The 16,505-nt window shown below is 41.4% G+C and carries 14 protein-coding genes and 4 pseudogenes; 14 read left to right on the forward strand and 4 right to left on the reverse strand.

The window, feature by feature from the left end; translation table 11 throughout:
• The first annotated feature begins 56 nt into the window (after positions 1 to 56).
• The 12 genes and pseudogenes from ACGEDC_RS05560 (at position 57) to ACGEDC_RS05615 (ending at position 9,634) form a co-directional block, all read left to right on the forward strand.
• Positions 57 to 877 (forward strand): annotated as a pseudogene (locus tag ACGEDC_RS05560) (KpsF/GutQ family sugar-phosphate isomerase).
• A 1-nt stretch (position 878) separates the two neighbouring features.
• The gene (gene kdsC, locus ACGEDC_RS05565) at positions 879 to 1,442 is read left to right on the forward strand and encodes a 3-deoxy-manno-octulosonate-8-phosphatase KdsC (RefSeq protein ID WP_394496976.1); all 564 of its coding nucleotides are present in this window, start codon (positions 879 to 881) and stop codon (positions 1,440 to 1,442) included.
• Complete coding sequence (gene lptC, locus ACGEDC_RS05570) at positions 1,439 to 1,999, forward strand: LPS export ABC transporter periplasmic protein LptC (RefSeq protein WP_055023477.1); 561 nt, start codon at positions 1,439 to 1,441, stop codon at positions 1,997 to 1,999. Before kdsC ends, lptC begins: the two co-directional genes overlap by 4 nt.
• 64 nt (positions 2,000 to 2,063) lie before the next feature.
• A pseudogene (lptA, locus tag ACGEDC_RS05575) lies at positions 2,064 to 2,609 on the forward strand (lipopolysaccharide transport periplasmic protein LptA); the annotation flags it as partial.
• A 194-nt stretch (positions 2,610 to 2,803) separates the two neighbouring features.
• Positions 2,804 to 3,535, forward strand: coding sequence for an LPS export ABC transporter ATP-binding protein (gene lptB, locus ACGEDC_RS05580; protein WP_055023478.1), 732 nt, complete (start codon positions 2,804 to 2,806; stop codon positions 3,533 to 3,535).
• 204 nt (positions 3,536 to 3,739) lie between these two features.
• Complete coding sequence (locus tag ACGEDC_RS05585) at positions 3,740 to 5,224, forward strand: RNA polymerase factor sigma-54 (protein ID WP_394496981.1); 1,485 nt, start codon at positions 3,740 to 3,742, stop codon at positions 5,222 to 5,224.
• A 24-nt stretch (positions 5,225 to 5,248) separates the two neighbouring features.
• Entirely contained in the window at positions 5,249 to 5,536 is a 288-nt protein-coding gene (gene hpf / locus ACGEDC_RS05590; RefSeq protein WP_055023480.1) for a ribosome hibernation promoting factor, read from the forward strand.
• A 2-nt stretch (positions 5,537 to 5,538) separates the two neighbouring features.
• Positions 5,539 to 5,982, forward strand: coding sequence for a PTS IIA-like nitrogen regulatory protein PtsN (gene ptsN / locus ACGEDC_RS05595; protein WP_055023481.1), 444 nt, complete (start codon positions 5,539 to 5,541; stop codon positions 5,980 to 5,982).
• Complete coding sequence (gene rapZ, locus ACGEDC_RS05600) at positions 5,979 to 6,824, forward strand: RNase adapter RapZ (protein ID WP_055023482.1); 846 nt, start codon at positions 5,979 to 5,981, stop codon at positions 6,822 to 6,824. The genes ptsN and rapZ overlap by 4 nt, the downstream gene beginning before the upstream one ends.
• A 2-nt stretch (positions 6,825 to 6,826) precedes the next feature.
• The gene (locus tag ACGEDC_RS05605; RefSeq protein ID WP_394498256.1) at positions 6,827 to 7,099 is read left to right on the forward strand and encodes an HPr family phosphocarrier protein; all 273 of its coding nucleotides are present in this window, start codon (positions 6,827 to 6,829) and stop codon (positions 7,097 to 7,099) included.
• A 344-nt stretch (positions 7,100 to 7,443) separates the two neighbouring features.
• Positions 7,444 to 8,804 (forward strand): annotated as a pseudogene (gene mgtE / locus ACGEDC_RS05610) (magnesium transporter).
• Between the two features lie 557 nt (positions 8,805 to 9,361).
• Positions 9,362 to 9,634 carry a transposase gene (locus ACGEDC_RS05615; protein ID WP_065109380.1) on the forward strand — a complete coding sequence of 91 codons (273 nt, stop codon included), beginning with the start codon at positions 9,362 to 9,364 and terminating at the stop codon, positions 9,632 to 9,634.
• A 504-nt stretch (positions 9,635 to 10,138) separates the two neighbouring features.
• Here the strand turns inward: ACGEDC_RS05615 and ACGEDC_RS05620 are convergent.
• The gene (locus ACGEDC_RS05620) at positions 10,139 to 10,741 is read right to left on the reverse strand and encodes a hypothetical protein (protein WP_055023486.1); all 603 of its coding nucleotides are present in this window, start codon (positions 10,739 to 10,741) and stop codon (positions 10,139 to 10,141) included.
• A gap of 148 nt (positions 10,742 to 10,889) precedes the next feature.
• Between ACGEDC_RS05620 and ubiD the strand changes: the two genes are divergently transcribed.
• Together ubiD and fre are read left to right on the forward strand one after the other, a co-directional pair.
• On the forward strand, positions 10,890 to 12,371 hold the full coding sequence (gene ubiD / locus ACGEDC_RS05625) for a 4-hydroxy-3-polyprenylbenzoate decarboxylase (protein WP_055023487.1): 1,482 nt from the start codon (positions 10,890 to 10,892) through the stop codon (positions 12,369 to 12,371).
• Between the two features lie 87 nt (positions 12,372 to 12,458).
• On the forward strand, positions 12,459 to 13,157 hold the full coding sequence (gene fre, locus ACGEDC_RS05630; protein WP_055023488.1) for an NAD(P)H-flavin reductase: 699 nt from the start codon (positions 12,459 to 12,461) through the stop codon (positions 13,155 to 13,157).
• Positions 13,158 to 13,282: 125 nt separating this feature from the next.
• Here fre and ACGEDC_RS21300 read toward each other — a convergent pair.
• The 3 genes and pseudogenes from ACGEDC_RS21300 to ACGEDC_RS05650 form a co-directional block, all read right to left on the reverse strand.
• Positions 13,283 to 14,559, reverse strand: a pseudogene (locus ACGEDC_RS21300) (winged helix-turn-helix domain-containing protein).
• A gap of 208 nt (positions 14,560 to 14,767) precedes the next feature.
• Positions 14,768 to 15,589: an ABC transporter permease subunit gene (locus tag ACGEDC_RS05645; RefSeq protein ID WP_394496994.1), complete on the reverse strand. Its 822-nt coding sequence runs from the start codon at positions 15,587 to 15,589 to the stop codon at positions 14,768 to 14,770.
• 9 nt (positions 15,590 to 15,598) lie between these two features.
• On the reverse strand, positions 15,599 to 16,501 hold the full coding sequence (locus tag ACGEDC_RS05650; RefSeq protein ID WP_394496996.1) for an ABC transporter ATP-binding protein: 903 nt from the start codon (positions 16,499 to 16,501) through the stop codon (positions 15,599 to 15,601).
• Positions 16,502 to 16,505: the final 4 nt, after the last annotated feature.

Consider the following 16,505-nt stretch of genomic DNA (forward strand, 5'->3'; position numbering starts at 1 on the left):
TTGGCCAAGCTTGTGAACTAATTTTGCAGTGCAAAGGTAAAGTGATTGTCATGGGCATGGGTAAATCAGGCCACATTGGCAATAAGATTTCAGCTACATTGGCCAGCACAGGAACGCCTGCATTTTTGTTCACCCAGGCGAAGCAAGCCATGGTGACCTAGGTGCACTGGCTAAAAATGATATTATCTTAGCAATTTCTAACTCTGGTGAGTCGAGTGAAATTTTAACCTTGCTACCCGTTATTCAGCGCATGGGTGTTCCAGTGATTGCGATCACGGGTAAGCCTGAATCTAACATGGCGCGGTTATCTAAACTGCATCTTTGCATTGAAGTACCAGAAGAAGCTTGTCCATTAGGATTGGCGCCTACTTCAAGCACTACCGCAACCTTGGTAATGGGCGATGCCCTAGCCGTCGCATTATTGCAAGCCAGAGGCTTTACTCGTGATGATTTTGCATTATCACACCCAGGTGGATCATTAGGACGTAAACTCTTACTTAAAGTATCAGACGTCATGCATCATGGAAGCGATGTTCCGCAAGTTAATAGCCAGGTTTGCATCACAGAGTCACTATACGAAATATCCAATAAAGGACTAGGCATGACTGCCGTTATTGATGACAACCAACAGTTAGTCGGTATCTTCACCGATGGTGATTTACGCCGAGTGATTGATGCCGAAGTCAATTTACGCACCACGCCAATCTCACAAGTGATGACCCCTAATTGCATTACCATCAGAGCTGATATTTTAGCAGCACAGGCCTTACAAGTGATGGATGAAAAAAGTATCAACGGCTTAATTGTTGTTGATGAAAATCAACGCCCAATTGGCGCACTTAATATGCTTGATATGGTAAAAGCAGGAGTCATTTAATATGTCGAATAGTCAAGTTCATCAAGGATTATATGGCCCTGTATCAGACGATATTTGGCAACGCGCTAAAAAAATCAAACTCCTGATCTGTGATGTTGATGGGGTCTTTTCTGACGGGCGTATATATTTAAGTAACGCAGGGGAAGAGTTGAAAGCTTTCCATACCCGTGATGGTTACGGTATTCGATCGATTTTAACTAGCGGTATCAATGTTGCCGTTATCACAGGCAGAAAGTCTGCCATTGTCGAAAATCGAATGACGGCGCTAGGTGTTAGCCATATCTATCAAGGGGTAGATGATAAGCTCACACCATTTAAAGAGTTACTCAGTATTTATAATGTAACGCCAGATGAAGTTGCCTATATCGGTGATGACATGGTTGATTTACCCGTTATGAAAGAAGTGGGCTTAGCTGTTTGCGTAGCAGATGGTCACCCATACGTAAAACAACATTGCCAAATGATCACTCGCATTAATGGCGGTAACGGCGCTTTACGTGAGTTAACTGATTTACTGCTTGTTAGCCAAGACAAATTCGAAACCGCCCACGGAATGAGTATATGAGCCGTACCACCCTCGCTATTCTCGGCTTCTTTGGTGCAGCATTAGTTTTATACTGGCAAGTGCAAGTGAAGCGTAGTCAAATGGAAGCCAATAAGCTTCCCGATCCCGCGCGTCCAGAATTCATCGCTAATGACTTACGAAGCACAGAATTTAACGAGCAAGGATTAGTACAAAGCCGGGTTTCAGCAAAACACATGGAACACTTTCAGCAAACCAATGAAACCCTATTCACTGAGCCTGTATACCTTATCTATCCAGAAAACGGCGAAGCTGAGTGGCAATTAACCGCTGAATTAGGCAAGCTTAATAAAGAAACCGGTAAAGTGGTGCTAGAAAAAAATGTTATTATTGATGCAATAAACATCAATGAACCAGTACAATCGCTAACCACAAGTATGCTTGCGTTAGATTTAAATACCATGATCATGACGTCTGATCGACAGATTAATGTCTCAGGACAAGATTTTAAAATACAAGGCTTAGGCCTTTATGCTGATTTAAATGCCGAAGAGTTAGAGCTTTTAAGTCAGGTAGAAGGAACATATGAAGCAAAGTAAAACACTGACATTTTCACTCAATAAGCTTATGAAAACAGACTTTATTAGAAAAAGTATTCTTGGTATGAGCCTAATGGGATTGAGCTTAGTGACAGTCACCGGCGTTCATGCCAAAGAAGGTGATTTACAACAAGAGCTTAAAGTCGCTGCCGTCAGCCAAAAAGCAGATATTAAAAATAACCAAGTGATTTTCTTCGGCCCAGTGAATGTGACGCAAGGCACCATTAATATTAATGCCGATCAATTACGTGCATTCAGTGAAGAGTCGGGTGGCAAAAAAACCATGATTGCGACAGGTAATCCAGCCACATTCTCACAAGAACTCGATGATGGCCGTATCGGTACCGCAAGTGCAAACGAAATAAAATATGAGCTTTCGACCAGTATTTTAACCTTAAAAGGCAATGCAAAACTTGACCAGGCAGGCAGTCAGGTTACTGGTAATCTCATTAGCTATAATATTGATAAACAGCAACTGATCGCTGAAAGCACAGGTGAAGGAAAAGACAGAGTTATCACAATTTTTCAGCCAGAAAATTACCCTGACTTGAATAAAGAAAACGAAGAACTTGATAACTCAGACGAAGCGCCGTTAGAAAATAATGATTCGCTTGATAACCCAGATGCTGATACGACTGATAATGTACCTAACAATGTAACTGAGAATCAAACAGTGACTCCTGAGGCAAATGCTGTTGAAACTAACACTGATGCCCTCCTTGAATCAGTCACCCCTCAAGAATCTGATATTCAAAACTCAACCAATGCAGACATAACGACCCCTGCGGCAGAGCAAAAGCAATAATGACACAAATTACCTTAACAGCTGAAAACTTAGCAAAAAGCTATAAAAGCCGCCAAGTTGTCAAAAACGTTAGCCTAACCGTTAAAACGGGTCAGATTGTTGGTCTTTTAGGGCCAAATGGTGCAGGTAAAACCACAACCTTTTATATGGTTGTAGGCTTAGTCAAAAGCGATAAAGGTCGTATTTTGATTGATTCTGACGACTTGACTGCAGACCCAATGCATTTACGTGCTCGTAAAGGTATTGGTTACTTACCTCAAGAAGCCAGTATTTTTAGAAAACTCACTGTGCACGATAACATCATGGCAGTGCTGCAAACCCGCAAAACCTTATCGAGTGAGCAACGAATCGAAGAATTAGAGCACTTATTAGAAGAGTTCAATATTACCCATATTCGTGACAGCCAAGGTATGGCTCTATCAGGTGGTGAACGTCGACGTGTAGAAATAGCACGCGCTTTAGCCGCCAATCCTAAGTTTATTTTATTAGATGAACCATTTGCGGGTGTTGATCCTATCTCTGTGATAGATATTAAGAAAATTATTCAACAACTAAAAAATCGTGGTCTTGGAGTATTGATTACTGACCATAATGTCCGTGAAACACTTGATGTATGTGAGCGTGCGTATATTGTCAGCCACGGAGATTTAATTGCTGAAGGTACACCTGCTGAGATCTTAGACAATCAGCAAGTCAGGTCAGTATACTTAGGTGAGCAATTCAAGCTATAGTTAGCATTCTTTAGTGTACAAGTATGGCATTTTCGCGGCCAACCAGTCCCACTTTTTAGCGTTATACACTAGACTCAAAACTTAACGCTAATTTTTGGCAAAGTAGAACCCAAGTTCGGTTAAAGTCTAGCTAACACTTACAAAGGTGCTAGACCCATAACATTGTAGTCGCGATGATGAAATTCAATTAGGGATAAGCGGTAAATGAAAGCCTCACTCCAACTTAAAATGGGTCAACACCTGACAATGACCCCGCAGTTGCAACAAGCCATTCGCTTATTGCAACTTTCCTCTTTGGAGCTACAGCAAGAAATTCAGCAAGCACTTGACTCAAATCCTCTTCTTGAGCTTGAGGATGAGTTTGCCAAAGCAAAAGAACCAGTCAAAGACAATACTCAGCAAACTGACACCGATTTTAGCGATAACAGCCAAGTCAGCGTAGAAAAAGACACCTCATCAGTCGATACAACAGAGTCACTTACGAAAGAGTCCATGCCTGAAGACTTACCAATGGATACCACTTGGGATGAAGTCTACACCGCCTCTCCTAACTCAGGTTCTGGCGCTGTAAGCCGTGATGACGATATGCCATTTCAAGGTGAAACGACTGAAGGTTTATACGAACATTTAGAATGGCAAAAAAACTTAACCCCATTTTCTGAAAATGACCTCGCCATTGCGACAGCCATCATCGACGCAATTGATGATAGAGGTTACTTAACTCAATCAACAGAAGATATTCTCGATGCACTCGGTCTTGAGGATATTGAACTTGATGAGGTTGAAGCCGTATTAAAGCGTGTACAACATTTTGATCCAGTGGGTGTCGCTGCAAGAAATTTAAGCGAATGTTTGATGATTCAATTGGGACAATACCCAAGCGAAATCCCTTGCATAGAAAATGTAAAATTACTGATATCTGAACACCTAGATTTAATAGCAGGTCGTGATTTCAGATTACTAATGCGTAAAACCAAGCTTAAAGAAGATGATTTACGCGAAGCGATTCAATTTATCCAAACACTGAACCCTCGCCCAGGGTTACAAATTACTCCAATCAAAGATGAGTACGTCATCCCAGATGTCACAGTGTTTAAAAAGAATGGCCGTTGGGTCGTAGAATTAAACCCAGATAATATGCCTAAAATAGGCGTAAATCAGCAATATGCCGCCATGGCAAAAGGCTCAGCCAATCAAGCTGACAGCCAATTCATTCGCGGTCACTTACAAGAAGCCAAATGGTTTATTAAAAGTATTGAAAGCCGCAATGAAACCCTGTTAAAAGTGGCAAATTGTATTGTTCAATTCCAGCAAGGTTTCTTTGAGTTCGGCGAAGAAGCCATGAAGCCTATGGTTTTAAATGATATTGCCGAAGCGGTAGAGATGCATGAATCGACCATCTCACGGGTTACAACTCAAAAATATATGCACACCCCTCGCGGCCTTTTTGAACTAAAATACTTCTTCTCTAGCCACGTAAGTACCGATGATGGCGGAGAGTGTTCATCTACAGCAATCAGAGCCTTTATCAAAAAGCTGGTCGCTGCAGAAAACCAGAAAAAGCCACTTAGCGATAGTAAAATGGCGACGCTACTGGCTGAACAAGGGATCAATGTTGCTCGGCGTACGATCGCCAAATATCGTGAAGCAATGCTCATCCCTCCCTCAAACCAACGCAAAAGCTTATAAGCCTTTGTTATTGGAGGATGATCTATGCAAATTAACCTGACTGGACACCATATCGAAATTACTCAATCTTTACGTGAGTATGTGCAAACTAAATTTTCAAAGCTTGAACGTCACTTCGAACAGATCAATAATGTTCACGTTGTGCTCAATGTACAAAAGTTACAACAGATTGCCGAAGCTAAATTGCACCTCAAAGGAGGTGAAGTTTTTGCCGTATCTCAAAACGCAGATATGTATGTCGCAATTGACGCCCTGATAGACAAATTAGACCGTCAGGTAATTAAACACAAAGAGAAGTTAATTAAACACTAACGATGGAACTTCGCACCATCCTGCAGCCGGCGTGCACTACCTGTGCCACTCCGGGCAGTAAGAAAAAGGTACTGGAACTTATCAGCAATTTAATGGCTGACCAGTACCCTACTCTATCTTCACAAGCTATTTTCGAAAGTTTAATAGCACGTGAAAAAATGGGTAGCACAGGTATCGGCAATGGCATTGCGATTCCACATGGGCGTTTAGACGACATTGAATCGCCGATCGCTATTTTGATCAAATGTGAAGAAGCTATCGACTTTGATGCTATTGATAAGAAGCCAGTAGACATTTTATTTGCCTTATTGGTTCCTTCTGAGCAATGTCAGCAACACTTAAGCACGTTATCAAGTATGGCTGAGAAATTAAGCGATAAACTCATCCTTAAAAGACTTCGAAAGAGTCATGACGCTACAGAACTGTATCAGGTTATTACTGCATGAAACTTGTCATCGTATCAGGACGATCGGGCTCAGGTAAGTCAGTTGCTTTAAGAGTGTTAGAGGATTTAGGTTATTACTGTGTTGATAACCTACCTCTCCCACTGATTGGCAGCCTACTAGAGCAGCTAAAAGGAAATAACGAACTTGTCGCCATCAGTGTTGATGTGCGCAATATCGAAGAGCAAGGCAAAGTATTAGAGCAGCAAATCGCTTTGTTGTCCGACGATACCACTATCATTAGTTTATTTTTAAATGCCAATGATCAAGTACTGCTTAAACGATACAGTGAAACACGTCGATTACACCCGCTGTCAAAAAATCAAATCTCATTACAAGAAGCGATTCAACTTGAAGGTCGATTGCTCGAACCAATTGCCAAAATGGTTGATCACTACATCGACACATCTCAGCTGAATATTTACGATTTGAGCGATCAAGTCCGACAAATTCTTATGGGCAGTGTTGATAAAGAATTAGTCATTCACTTTGAATCATTTGGATTCAAGCACGGTATGCCTACTGAAGCCGACTTTATGTTTGATGTCCGCTTTTTGCCAAACCCACATTGGGAGCCAGAGTTAAGACCATTAACGGGTCTTGATCAACCAGTACAAGAATTCTTAGGCAGACAACCCCTAGTCAATAAGTTCATCTGGCAGATTGAGAATTTATTTGATACTTGGATGCCGCACCTTGAGCGCAATAATCGCAGTTACCTTACCATCGCGATTGGCTGCACAGGTGGACAGCATCGCTCGGTTTATATTGCAGATCAACTCACACAGCGCTTCAGTAACAGTAAACACCAAGTTAGCGCTCGTCACCGAGAGCTCAACCTGTGACGATGAATATCTCCAGAGAAATCACCATCAGTAATAAACTTGGGCTTCATGCTCGAGCGGCAACAAAATTAGCTATATTGGCTACGGAATTTAAAGCCAGCATTACCTTGATTCAAGGTGAAAAACAAGCCAGCGCAGCGAGTGTATTAGGTTTATTAATGCTAGAAAGTGGTATAGGAAAAGTGATTACTGTTCAGGCTGAAGGTCCTGATGCACAGCAAGCACTAGATGCGGTTTGCCAACTGATTAACGACAAATTTGACGAAGAAAGCTAATCCTTTTATATGATTTAACGCTTTCAGGCTAACTCGTTGCTAGTTATCACTTACTAGCAAAACATTGAAATTTACGACTCCAAACCGCTATCAGCCATGCTTTATTAACCTCATATTCTACTCGGGAATACGCTTAAACTAAGCTTTTGCGCTGCTCAAAGCGCATTAAACCAATCAACGGCAAATTATCAACAACAAACAGTGATAGTTAACTATAATAATGTCATGACCCACACCATAACCTGCTTATTTTTTATACGGCATTCAACGCCATATTAGAAACTGCTTCTCCCTTTACACACTGTTAAGTTAATATTAGCAATCGAATTTTTGAGGAGTGGCGAATGAGTATCGAAGTGATAGATAGCGAACTTACAGAACAGCGCCTAAATCAGCTCACCCAAGCACTTGGTAGTGGTATGTTTGTGCATGTGCGCAATATGCTGCATGATATGGCCGCTTCTGATGTCGCCCTCATTCTTGAGTCATCTCCCCTAAAACACGCCAAGTGTTGTGGCAACTTATCGACCAAGAACAAGCCGGTGAAATTCTTGAAGAACTCGGTGAAGAGTTAAAAGATTCGCTTATCAGTGGCATGACACCTGAAAAAGTTGCGCAAGCCACTTCAGGAATGGACACCGATGACCTGGCTTATATTTTACGTAGCTTGCCAGATGCAGTGTATAAGAAAGTACTGCAATCGATGAGTAGCCAAGACCGTCACCGAGTTGAACAAGCGTTATCCTACCCTGAAGATACTGCCGGCAGTATCATGAATACCGATACAGTGACTTTACGTCCTGACGTGAATATTGATGTGGTACTGCGTTACTTACGCCAACGAGGCAATTTACCCGATACGACAGATACACTCTATGTGGTCGACAAAAACGACCATGTACTTGGCGGTGTCCGTTTAGCCGATCTATTAACCTGTAACCCTAGCGAAACGATCCGCAGCATCATGGATCCGGAGCTTGAAAGTATCCCTGTTGATATGCCAGATAATGAAGTGGCACAGTTATTCGAACGTCATGACTGGATTTCAGCCCCTGTCGTTGATGAACAGCAGAAGTTATTAGGCCGTATTACCATTGATGACGTCGTTGATGTAATCCGTGAAGATGCCGAGCACTCCATGATGGGGATGGCGGGGATGGATGATGACGAGGACACATTCGGTCCCGTCATGAAAAGTACCTTCCGACGCTCTTTGTGGTTAACAATCAATTTATTTGCTGCTTTACTTGCTGCCTCTGTCAGTAACATGTTTGAAGGCACCCTTGAGCAGTTTGCCACCATTGCCATTTTAATGACCATTGTTCCGAGCATGGGCGGCGTTGCAGGTAACCAGACATTAGCTTTGGTCATTCGTGGTATTGCTCTTGGGCATATTGGTCAAAGTAACTCTCGCTGGTTAATAGGCAAAGAGTTAGCCATTGGTTTCCTTAACGGCATCATGTGGTCAGTGTTGGTATTTTTTGCCGTTTGGCTGTGGAAAGACGATATGGCCTTAGGTGGTTTGATTGGTGGCGCCATGCTCATTAATATGACTGTTGCAGGTCTTGCAGGCGCCAGTATTCCACTCTTACTGAAAAAGTTGAACATCGATCCTGCTTTAGCAGGTGGTATGGTGCTTACCACAGTAACCGACGTCATCGGCCTATTTGCCTTTTTAGGTTTAGCGACGATCTTCTTAATGTAGTCAATATCCGACCTTCGCATCTCACTAAATCCATGCCAAACGGCATGGATTTTTAATCCTTCTAAATCATAAACGACTCACTGTAACACTCCTCATTCATACTGATTAAGTGATAATGGTTTACCGTTAATGTCACTAGAAATGACGCCCAAAAAGTCTGGTAAATTAAATTTACCAATAAATCACCACCTTGCACCAAAATGGATAATTTGCACCAATGTAACACAACGCATTTTTTTAGAGTTAACACACTAAAAAACTAACTAACTGTTAATTAACGATAAAATATTTATTTCAAAATTGGCACGACTATTCCATATAGATATATACCACCTTAGAGGTAGATGCATTTTTGACCAATTTATGACTCGATTAGAGATGTAATACAGGGAGTTAAGTATGAATTATCTAAGAATGTTCATTGAAAACTGTCAATATCAGTGGCACTTCTTCCATCACCTTGGATTGAGCAGCTGGGATATTGATAACAATCATTAATCTAAAAACCTCTTAATTTTATGAAGGTTCGTGGTTAACAAAATTGAGTAGTAGGAACAATGATGACGACACTAAATCGAATATATCCAGATGAATTACAGCAACAAGTAATCAAGGAAGTAAAAGACAATAATCGATTAATTTCAGATGTTGCCAAGCAATATAATGTGTCAGCAAAAACCATTTACCAATGGGTGAAGAAAAGAAAACAACCTCTAAAATCAGTGAGTAAACAACAAGATTTAGCCACTGAAATTGCAACTGAAATAGCAAATTTGCAGAAAAGGCTATTTCAACTGAATCAGGAATTAGTGTCAGTAAAAGGACATTAAATTCAACGTTTCGGAAAGAAAAATGACTTTAGCATTCGTCCCCATCGGAAACTAAACAATCGCAGTGATTTTTCTTTCCAATTTTATTTTCAAACATTGAGCGCTAACAACTCATCGTTTGAAGGCAGTTCCGACAAGAAAGGATGCGTTATTTTCGTCCCCCAGCGAAAATCTCTCTCCCCCACCTCTCTTGTCAATTTTATACCGTGGCATAGCCTAACGCTTAGCGTTACAAGAGTAAGGTTGAGAATAGGCAGCCACAGCCTGCAAGTCAGGTAAAAGTTTCAAGATAATGATTGCTGTTTAACTCCCCGTAGACAGCAATGGCTATTTTGAAGTACGTTACAGGGTCTAATAACAATAATATGTAACGATAAAATGTCGAAAGACAATGCAAACAAAAGCCCTAATGAAATGGATTCATTAGGGCTTTTACCTTTCTAGGCGCAGTATACAGCGCTACTGCTAACGAATGAGCGACGGGCTTTAAAAAACAATGCTTAATTATTGCTTACCTTTTTCAAGTTCAAAGTAACGCTCAGTCGACCAGTCAAAATAATACTCATGACCATCCCATTCATAGTAGGTATGACCATCACGTTGTATCACTCGTGCATTGTCTGGCAACTTGCTAATCCCTTTTGCATACTCAATGCTAGTGGTTGTTCGTTTTGGCGCTTCAACTGCTGTGACTGGTTCAACATAGTTATTACGGGATTGGTTGTTCATATAACGATCACGGTAATAACGGTCGTAATAATCGTATCGATAAGGATAACGCCAACCATTGCCCCATCTTCCTCCCCAACCATTATAGCCCCAACGGTTATACCAGCGGTTATTCCAACCACTGCTCCATCCTACGCCAATACTGGGTCCCCAATAATTGTTGTAACCTACTCCCCAGCGTACTGACGAACCTGAATAACGATCATAACGATGACTGCCAGCCGAATGGCGATGTTTAGCACCATTTTCTGTAGCAACAGCGCTCATTGAAGAAGTACGAAAAGATTCAGCCATAACATGTGAAGGCAGAATAGCCAGAGTCAGGCTTATTGATACGAATAACATCGACAATCGGTGAGGTTGACTGAATATTGCCATTTGATCGCTCCTAGGCTGAAAGATCACAAAGCCAATTAATATCAGTTTACCCTAAAAAGCCACTGAACCAATAATCTTGGCTTAACCCAATATTATATAAATGCTATAGTGCGCCCCAAAGAGCGATTATAAAAAGAGTGAATTAGCCATGAGTTTTAAGGATTTACGTAGCTTCATCGATCACCTCGAAGCCAATGGTGAATTAAAGCGTATTAGTTATCCTGTTGATCCTAATCTAGAAATGACGGAAATTGCCGATCGTGTACTTCGATCTGGCGGTCCTGCATTGCTTTTTGAAAATCCAACAGACAAATCTATGCCTGTTTTAGTGAACTTATTTGGCACTCCAAAACGGGTTGCCATGGCACTCGGTAAAGAGGATCCTCTCGCCCTACGTGAAGTCGGTGAGTTATTAGCATTCTTAAAAGAGCCAGAGCCACCTAGTGGTTTTAAAGATGCGATCGCGAAAATCCCAAAATTCAAGCAAGCACTCAATATGCCGCCTAAAACGGTCCGTAATCCACCATGCCAAGAAATCGTCATCACTGGCGATGATGTGGATCTAACAAACTTACCAGTTCAACATTGTTGGCCAGGTGATGTTGCACCTTTGGTGACTTGGGGATTAACCATCACTAAAGGCCCGCGCCAAAAACGCCAAAACTTAGGTATTTACCGTCAGCAGTTACTGGGTAAAAACAAATTAATTATGCGCTGGCTCGATCATCGTGGCGGCGCATTAGACTTTAAAGATTTCAAAGAAAAGCACCCAGGTGAGCGCTACCCTGTGGTCGTTGCTTTAGGCTCAGATCCTGTCACCATCTTAGGTGCGGTGACACCTGTACCTGACTCAATGAGTGAATATGCCTTTGCAGGCTTACTGCGTGGTGAACGCACTGAGGTCTGTAAAGCGATTAGCTGTGACTTAGAAGTTCCAGCCACCAGCGAGATCATTTTAGAAGGTTATATCGACCCTGAAGAAATGGCAGAAGAAGGTCCCTATGGCGACCATACTGGTTACTATAACGAGACAGACAAGTTCCCAGTTTTCACCGTCACTCACATGACACAGCGTAAAGACGCCATATATCACAGCACATACACTGGCCGTCCACCTGATGAGCCGGCAATGTTAGGCGTGGCATTAAACGAAGTCTTTGTGCCTATTTTACGCAAGCAATATCCTGAAATTATTGACTTCTACCTGCCACCAGAAGGCTGCTCGTACCGTATGGCAGTCATTTCAATTCGTAAGCAATATGCAGGTCATGCCAAACGCGTCATGATGGGAGCTTGGTCTTTCTTACGTCAGTTCATGTATACCAAGTTCATTATTATTGTTGATGAAGACGTGAATTGTCGTGATTGGCAGGATGTCATCTGGGCTATTACTACCCGCATGGACCCAACTCGCGATACCGTCATGGTCGACAATACGCCGATTGATTATTTAGATTTCGCTTCTCCTGTAGCGGGTTTAGGCTCAAAAATGGGACTGGATGCCACCAATAAATGGCCAGGCGAAACCGACAGAGAATGGGGCACTCCGATAGTGATGGATCCCAAAGTGAAAGAAAAGATTGATGATATTTGGGAAGAATTAGGTATTGATGATGCACCAACGCTATAATGGTGATCTATATCACACTAGCGCAACCTAGACCCTACATATATAAAAGAAAATAACCCTTCATAGAAAGGGCTAAAAGGATGTTAGATGAACACCATTCGCTGTAAAGTTGTTAGCGTCACCCCATTTAACGACGCCGTGTTTCAGGTCACCTTACAACCTGAAGCGGCGTTTGATTTTAAAGCAGGTCAATACTTATCTATTGTCATGGGCGAAAAAGACAAACGTCCATTCTCAATTGCTTCAGCGCCAGGTGCTGAACTAATTGAGCTACATATTGGTGCTGCTGTCTCAGAAAGCTACCCAATGCAAGTCGTTGAGCGCCTTAAAACCAATGACTACATAGATATTGAAGCTCCAGCAGGAAATGCATTTTTACGTCAAGAAAGTAACCGCCCACGTATTATGGTTGCTGGCGGTACAGGGTTTTCGTACATCAAAAGCATCATCGAGCAACAAATTGCGACAGGCCAAACCGTCGCGACTCAGTTTTATTGGGGTTGCCGCACAGAAGAAGCCATGTACTACCAAGCTATCGCGCGTCAATGGCATGAAGAGCATAACTGGTTAGAGTTTATCCCAGTGGTTGAAGAAGCCCCTGCTAACTGGAATGGTAAGCAAGCCAATTTATTAGCACAAATTAAGCAAGACTATGTCAGCTTAGTTGGCTATGACATCTACATTGCTGGCCGCTTTGATATGGTCGGTGCAGCCCGTGAAGTATTTCGTGAAATGGGTGTCGATGAAGCCCATCTCTACGGAGATGCATTCGCCTTTATTAAGTAATAAAGGCGAATTCATAGCAAGCTATTCAACCTTCTCAGAATTGAATCCTTGTTGTCCAACAAAAAGCCGACTATCTCAGTCGGCTTTTTTGTTATTTGCGCTCGTTTACAGCATCAACTTAAGGGCTAGAATTGCACCTTCTCGTACTTAGACCAAGCGACTAAACCATCCATAAACGGTAAAATCCACACCGCAGTATCTTTGGTCTTGTGTACCCTGAAAAGCGCCATATTCGTGACTTGGATATCATCACGTCTAATTTCTCGATAAAAACGCATTGCAGATGGGGTAACGAAATCAGGTTTGATAAACTCTTTATGTTCGATATTGGTATAAAAAACATCAACATCATAATCGCCAATCTTTTGCTGATATTGATTAAACGTCCCTCGTGTTTTCCACTTAATTGGCGTAGTTACACAGTCTTCATCAGTAATACAGGTCGTGGTATAAATTTGGCCACTGGTGTCATCTTCATAAACCAAAGACAGACTAAAATCACCCCGAATTAACTTTTCACCAGCCACAGGAAAATACACATCAGCATGATAATGGTGCTCAACAATGTTACCGACACTGTCTTGTGGAATAAGTACACGGTTGTATCGAATTCTATCTTCCATTTTCTGACTGAGTGGCACAAATTCACTCATATTCAAACCAGCAGGCTCTGGAGTTAACGTATTGATATTAATGATGCCTTCACCATTACAATCATCAAGTGTATAACCAGGACACGATGCAAAAGAGTAATGAGCTCCATTTGTTAACGCAAAAGCACTAAAGCCTTTTAAGCCTTCAACAATATTACTTTCTGGCGCGAGATGTTTTTGCCATTTGGACTTATGCACTTGGTCGGTATTATCTTTATAGAGCAAAGTTGCACTTTCCGTCACACCACCGATATTCAGTTCAACTTGTTTGTCACTACTCCACTCAGAGGTTTTTTCAAAACTTTATGATATTCACATTGATACCAAGCTAATGTAATTAGCCCAATCACAACCATAGCGCCGGCTATTTTTACCATAACACCAACATCTAAAAACGCTGCACGCAGGGTATCGCGATCCGTTAATGACACCATTTTGACATGGCTACGTTCATTAATATGAAGTTGATAGCCACGGCGAGCGACTGCTTTTAAATGAATTTCTGAGTAAGGCTCTAACTTACGACGCAGCGTACTAATGCATTGGGTTAATGAAGTAGGCGCAACCACACGATCGGGCCAGCCTTCAGCTAATAGCTGCTCTTTAGTCCAGATCTCTTCACTATGATCGAGCAATTTTATCAGCACAGCATTTTCAGAAAACGTAAGACTGGTTTTTTCATCATTAAGATGATTAACCAGCTGCTTTGCTGAAGTATCAAGTGTTAAATATGATGTAATTTTTAGCACTAGAAGCACCTGTACTTGAGCTAATTATCTAATTTATTCCAATGATATAATATCCTAGACACTGTAAATTTTATGTGACCACATACTCAATACAGTAAAATATTTAACTAAATAATACAGTAACTTAAACCTAATACATCTAAAGATACAAAATATGAAATAGTTTGTAAGCAGTCTGACTGATAAACCTCTTTAGCAATAATTAGCCCTAAAAACGTTTACGATAAAACAAGCCTAATGACAGCATCATCATCATTGCATTCCAACCCACTAAGGTAAGGTACAAGCTTAATACTGGCCATTGCACTAATGAAGATAGACCCTCTACGTGGCTTGAGTGAGGTGCAACCACCAACATCAATGCTCGGAACACATCGCTGGGGTTTAATAGAATAAGTAGCTGTAATACACCATTAGAAATACTCGTTGATTCAGCCACCATCATGGTCAGTAATATGAGATCATAAACTAATACAACAGCAACCCAAATAAACAATAAAATCGCAATTGCCTTAGCCTTTTCAATTACCTGCAAACTCACTGCGTAACCGACTAAAATAAAGCACATACTTAATAAAATACTGCTGACCATTAAGTGTAAAAAAGTCGATATTATCGAAAATAACGCCACATCAGTTAATATTCCGACCAGCAATGCTGTTGTACCAAAACCAATAAAAATAGTGAAAGAAATTACCGCTAAGTGTCCAATAAACTTACCTACCAATATTTGGCTACGGCTTAACGGATAAGATAAAAGCAGTAATAAGGTGCCCGACTCTTCTTCACCAATAAAGCTGTCGTAGCTAAGCAAGATCGCTGTAAGTGGCAAGATAAATACTGCAACTGAGCTTAAACTAGCCATCAAAAGTGGCAGTTCTGGGATAACAAGCTCACCTGTCACCACTGAGCCTGAAAAAGTTATCAGTAAGGCCAAACTGGTTAAAATAATGCCAATAAAAGCCACCCAACGGTTGCGGCAGTTATCTTTAATTTCTTTTGTGGCGATAGTTAAAATTGGCGTCAACATTTATTGTCCTCAAGCAGCGTACTGCTGACGGTTATTCATGCAGTGATGATAAATATCACTTAAATCAGGTTCTTCAATTAAAAAGTTATACACCCCGCAATGCGTAGTCAGATACTTCATAATCTTGGGTTTATCTTGCTGTGAGATAATTAACTTATCTTGAATGGATAAGGCATTTAAAAAGGGATCTTCTGCGATAATACGGCTCACTTCAGTTCCGCTTATATTCACTTTCAAATCAGTCGACTGCCTTAATTGGCTCAAACTACCGCTAGCGAGGTGTTGTCCATCAGCCATAATGAATGCACGATCAATATTGTCCTCAACCACAGCCAATTCATGAGTGCATACGATAATTGCGCAGCCTTGCTGTTTCAGCTCTGCGATTTTTTGATACATAAATAATGAAGCTTGAGGATCAAGTCCAACGGTCGGTTCATCAAGCAGTAAAATGTCAGGCGATGACAAAATGGCTTGTGCAAAACCAAGTCGTTGCTTCATGCCTTTTGAATAACTCTTAACCGGATTATCTTGCGCATACTCAAGCCCAAACTCCGTCAGTACTGTCGATACCTTGGCTTTATCAATCCGTTTTAGTGCGGCAAAATAGTTAAGCACTTCTTTACCCGTCAGCTTTTCATACAAACTGATATTTTCAGGCAAGTAGCCTAAATTAACCTGGCGACGCTCTTTTTCATGGGTCACCATGTTCCCCATCATGGAGATTTGGCCTGAAGTCGGCTTTACAATGCCTAACAGCATTTTTATCAAACTCGACTTACCAGCGCCATTATGACCAAGCAGAGCTAAGGTTTCGCCTGATGAAACGGTTAAGCTGATATCGTTAACAGCGGTAAAATCATCGTATTTTTTAACGAGATTCTGAACATGAATACTGGCTGTATTTTCCATGATA

The organism is Shewanella sp. ENK2, assembly GCF_043568515.1.
GTDB classification, from domain to species: Bacteria; Pseudomonadota; Gammaproteobacteria; order Enterobacterales; family Shewanellaceae; genus Shewanella; species Shewanella japonica.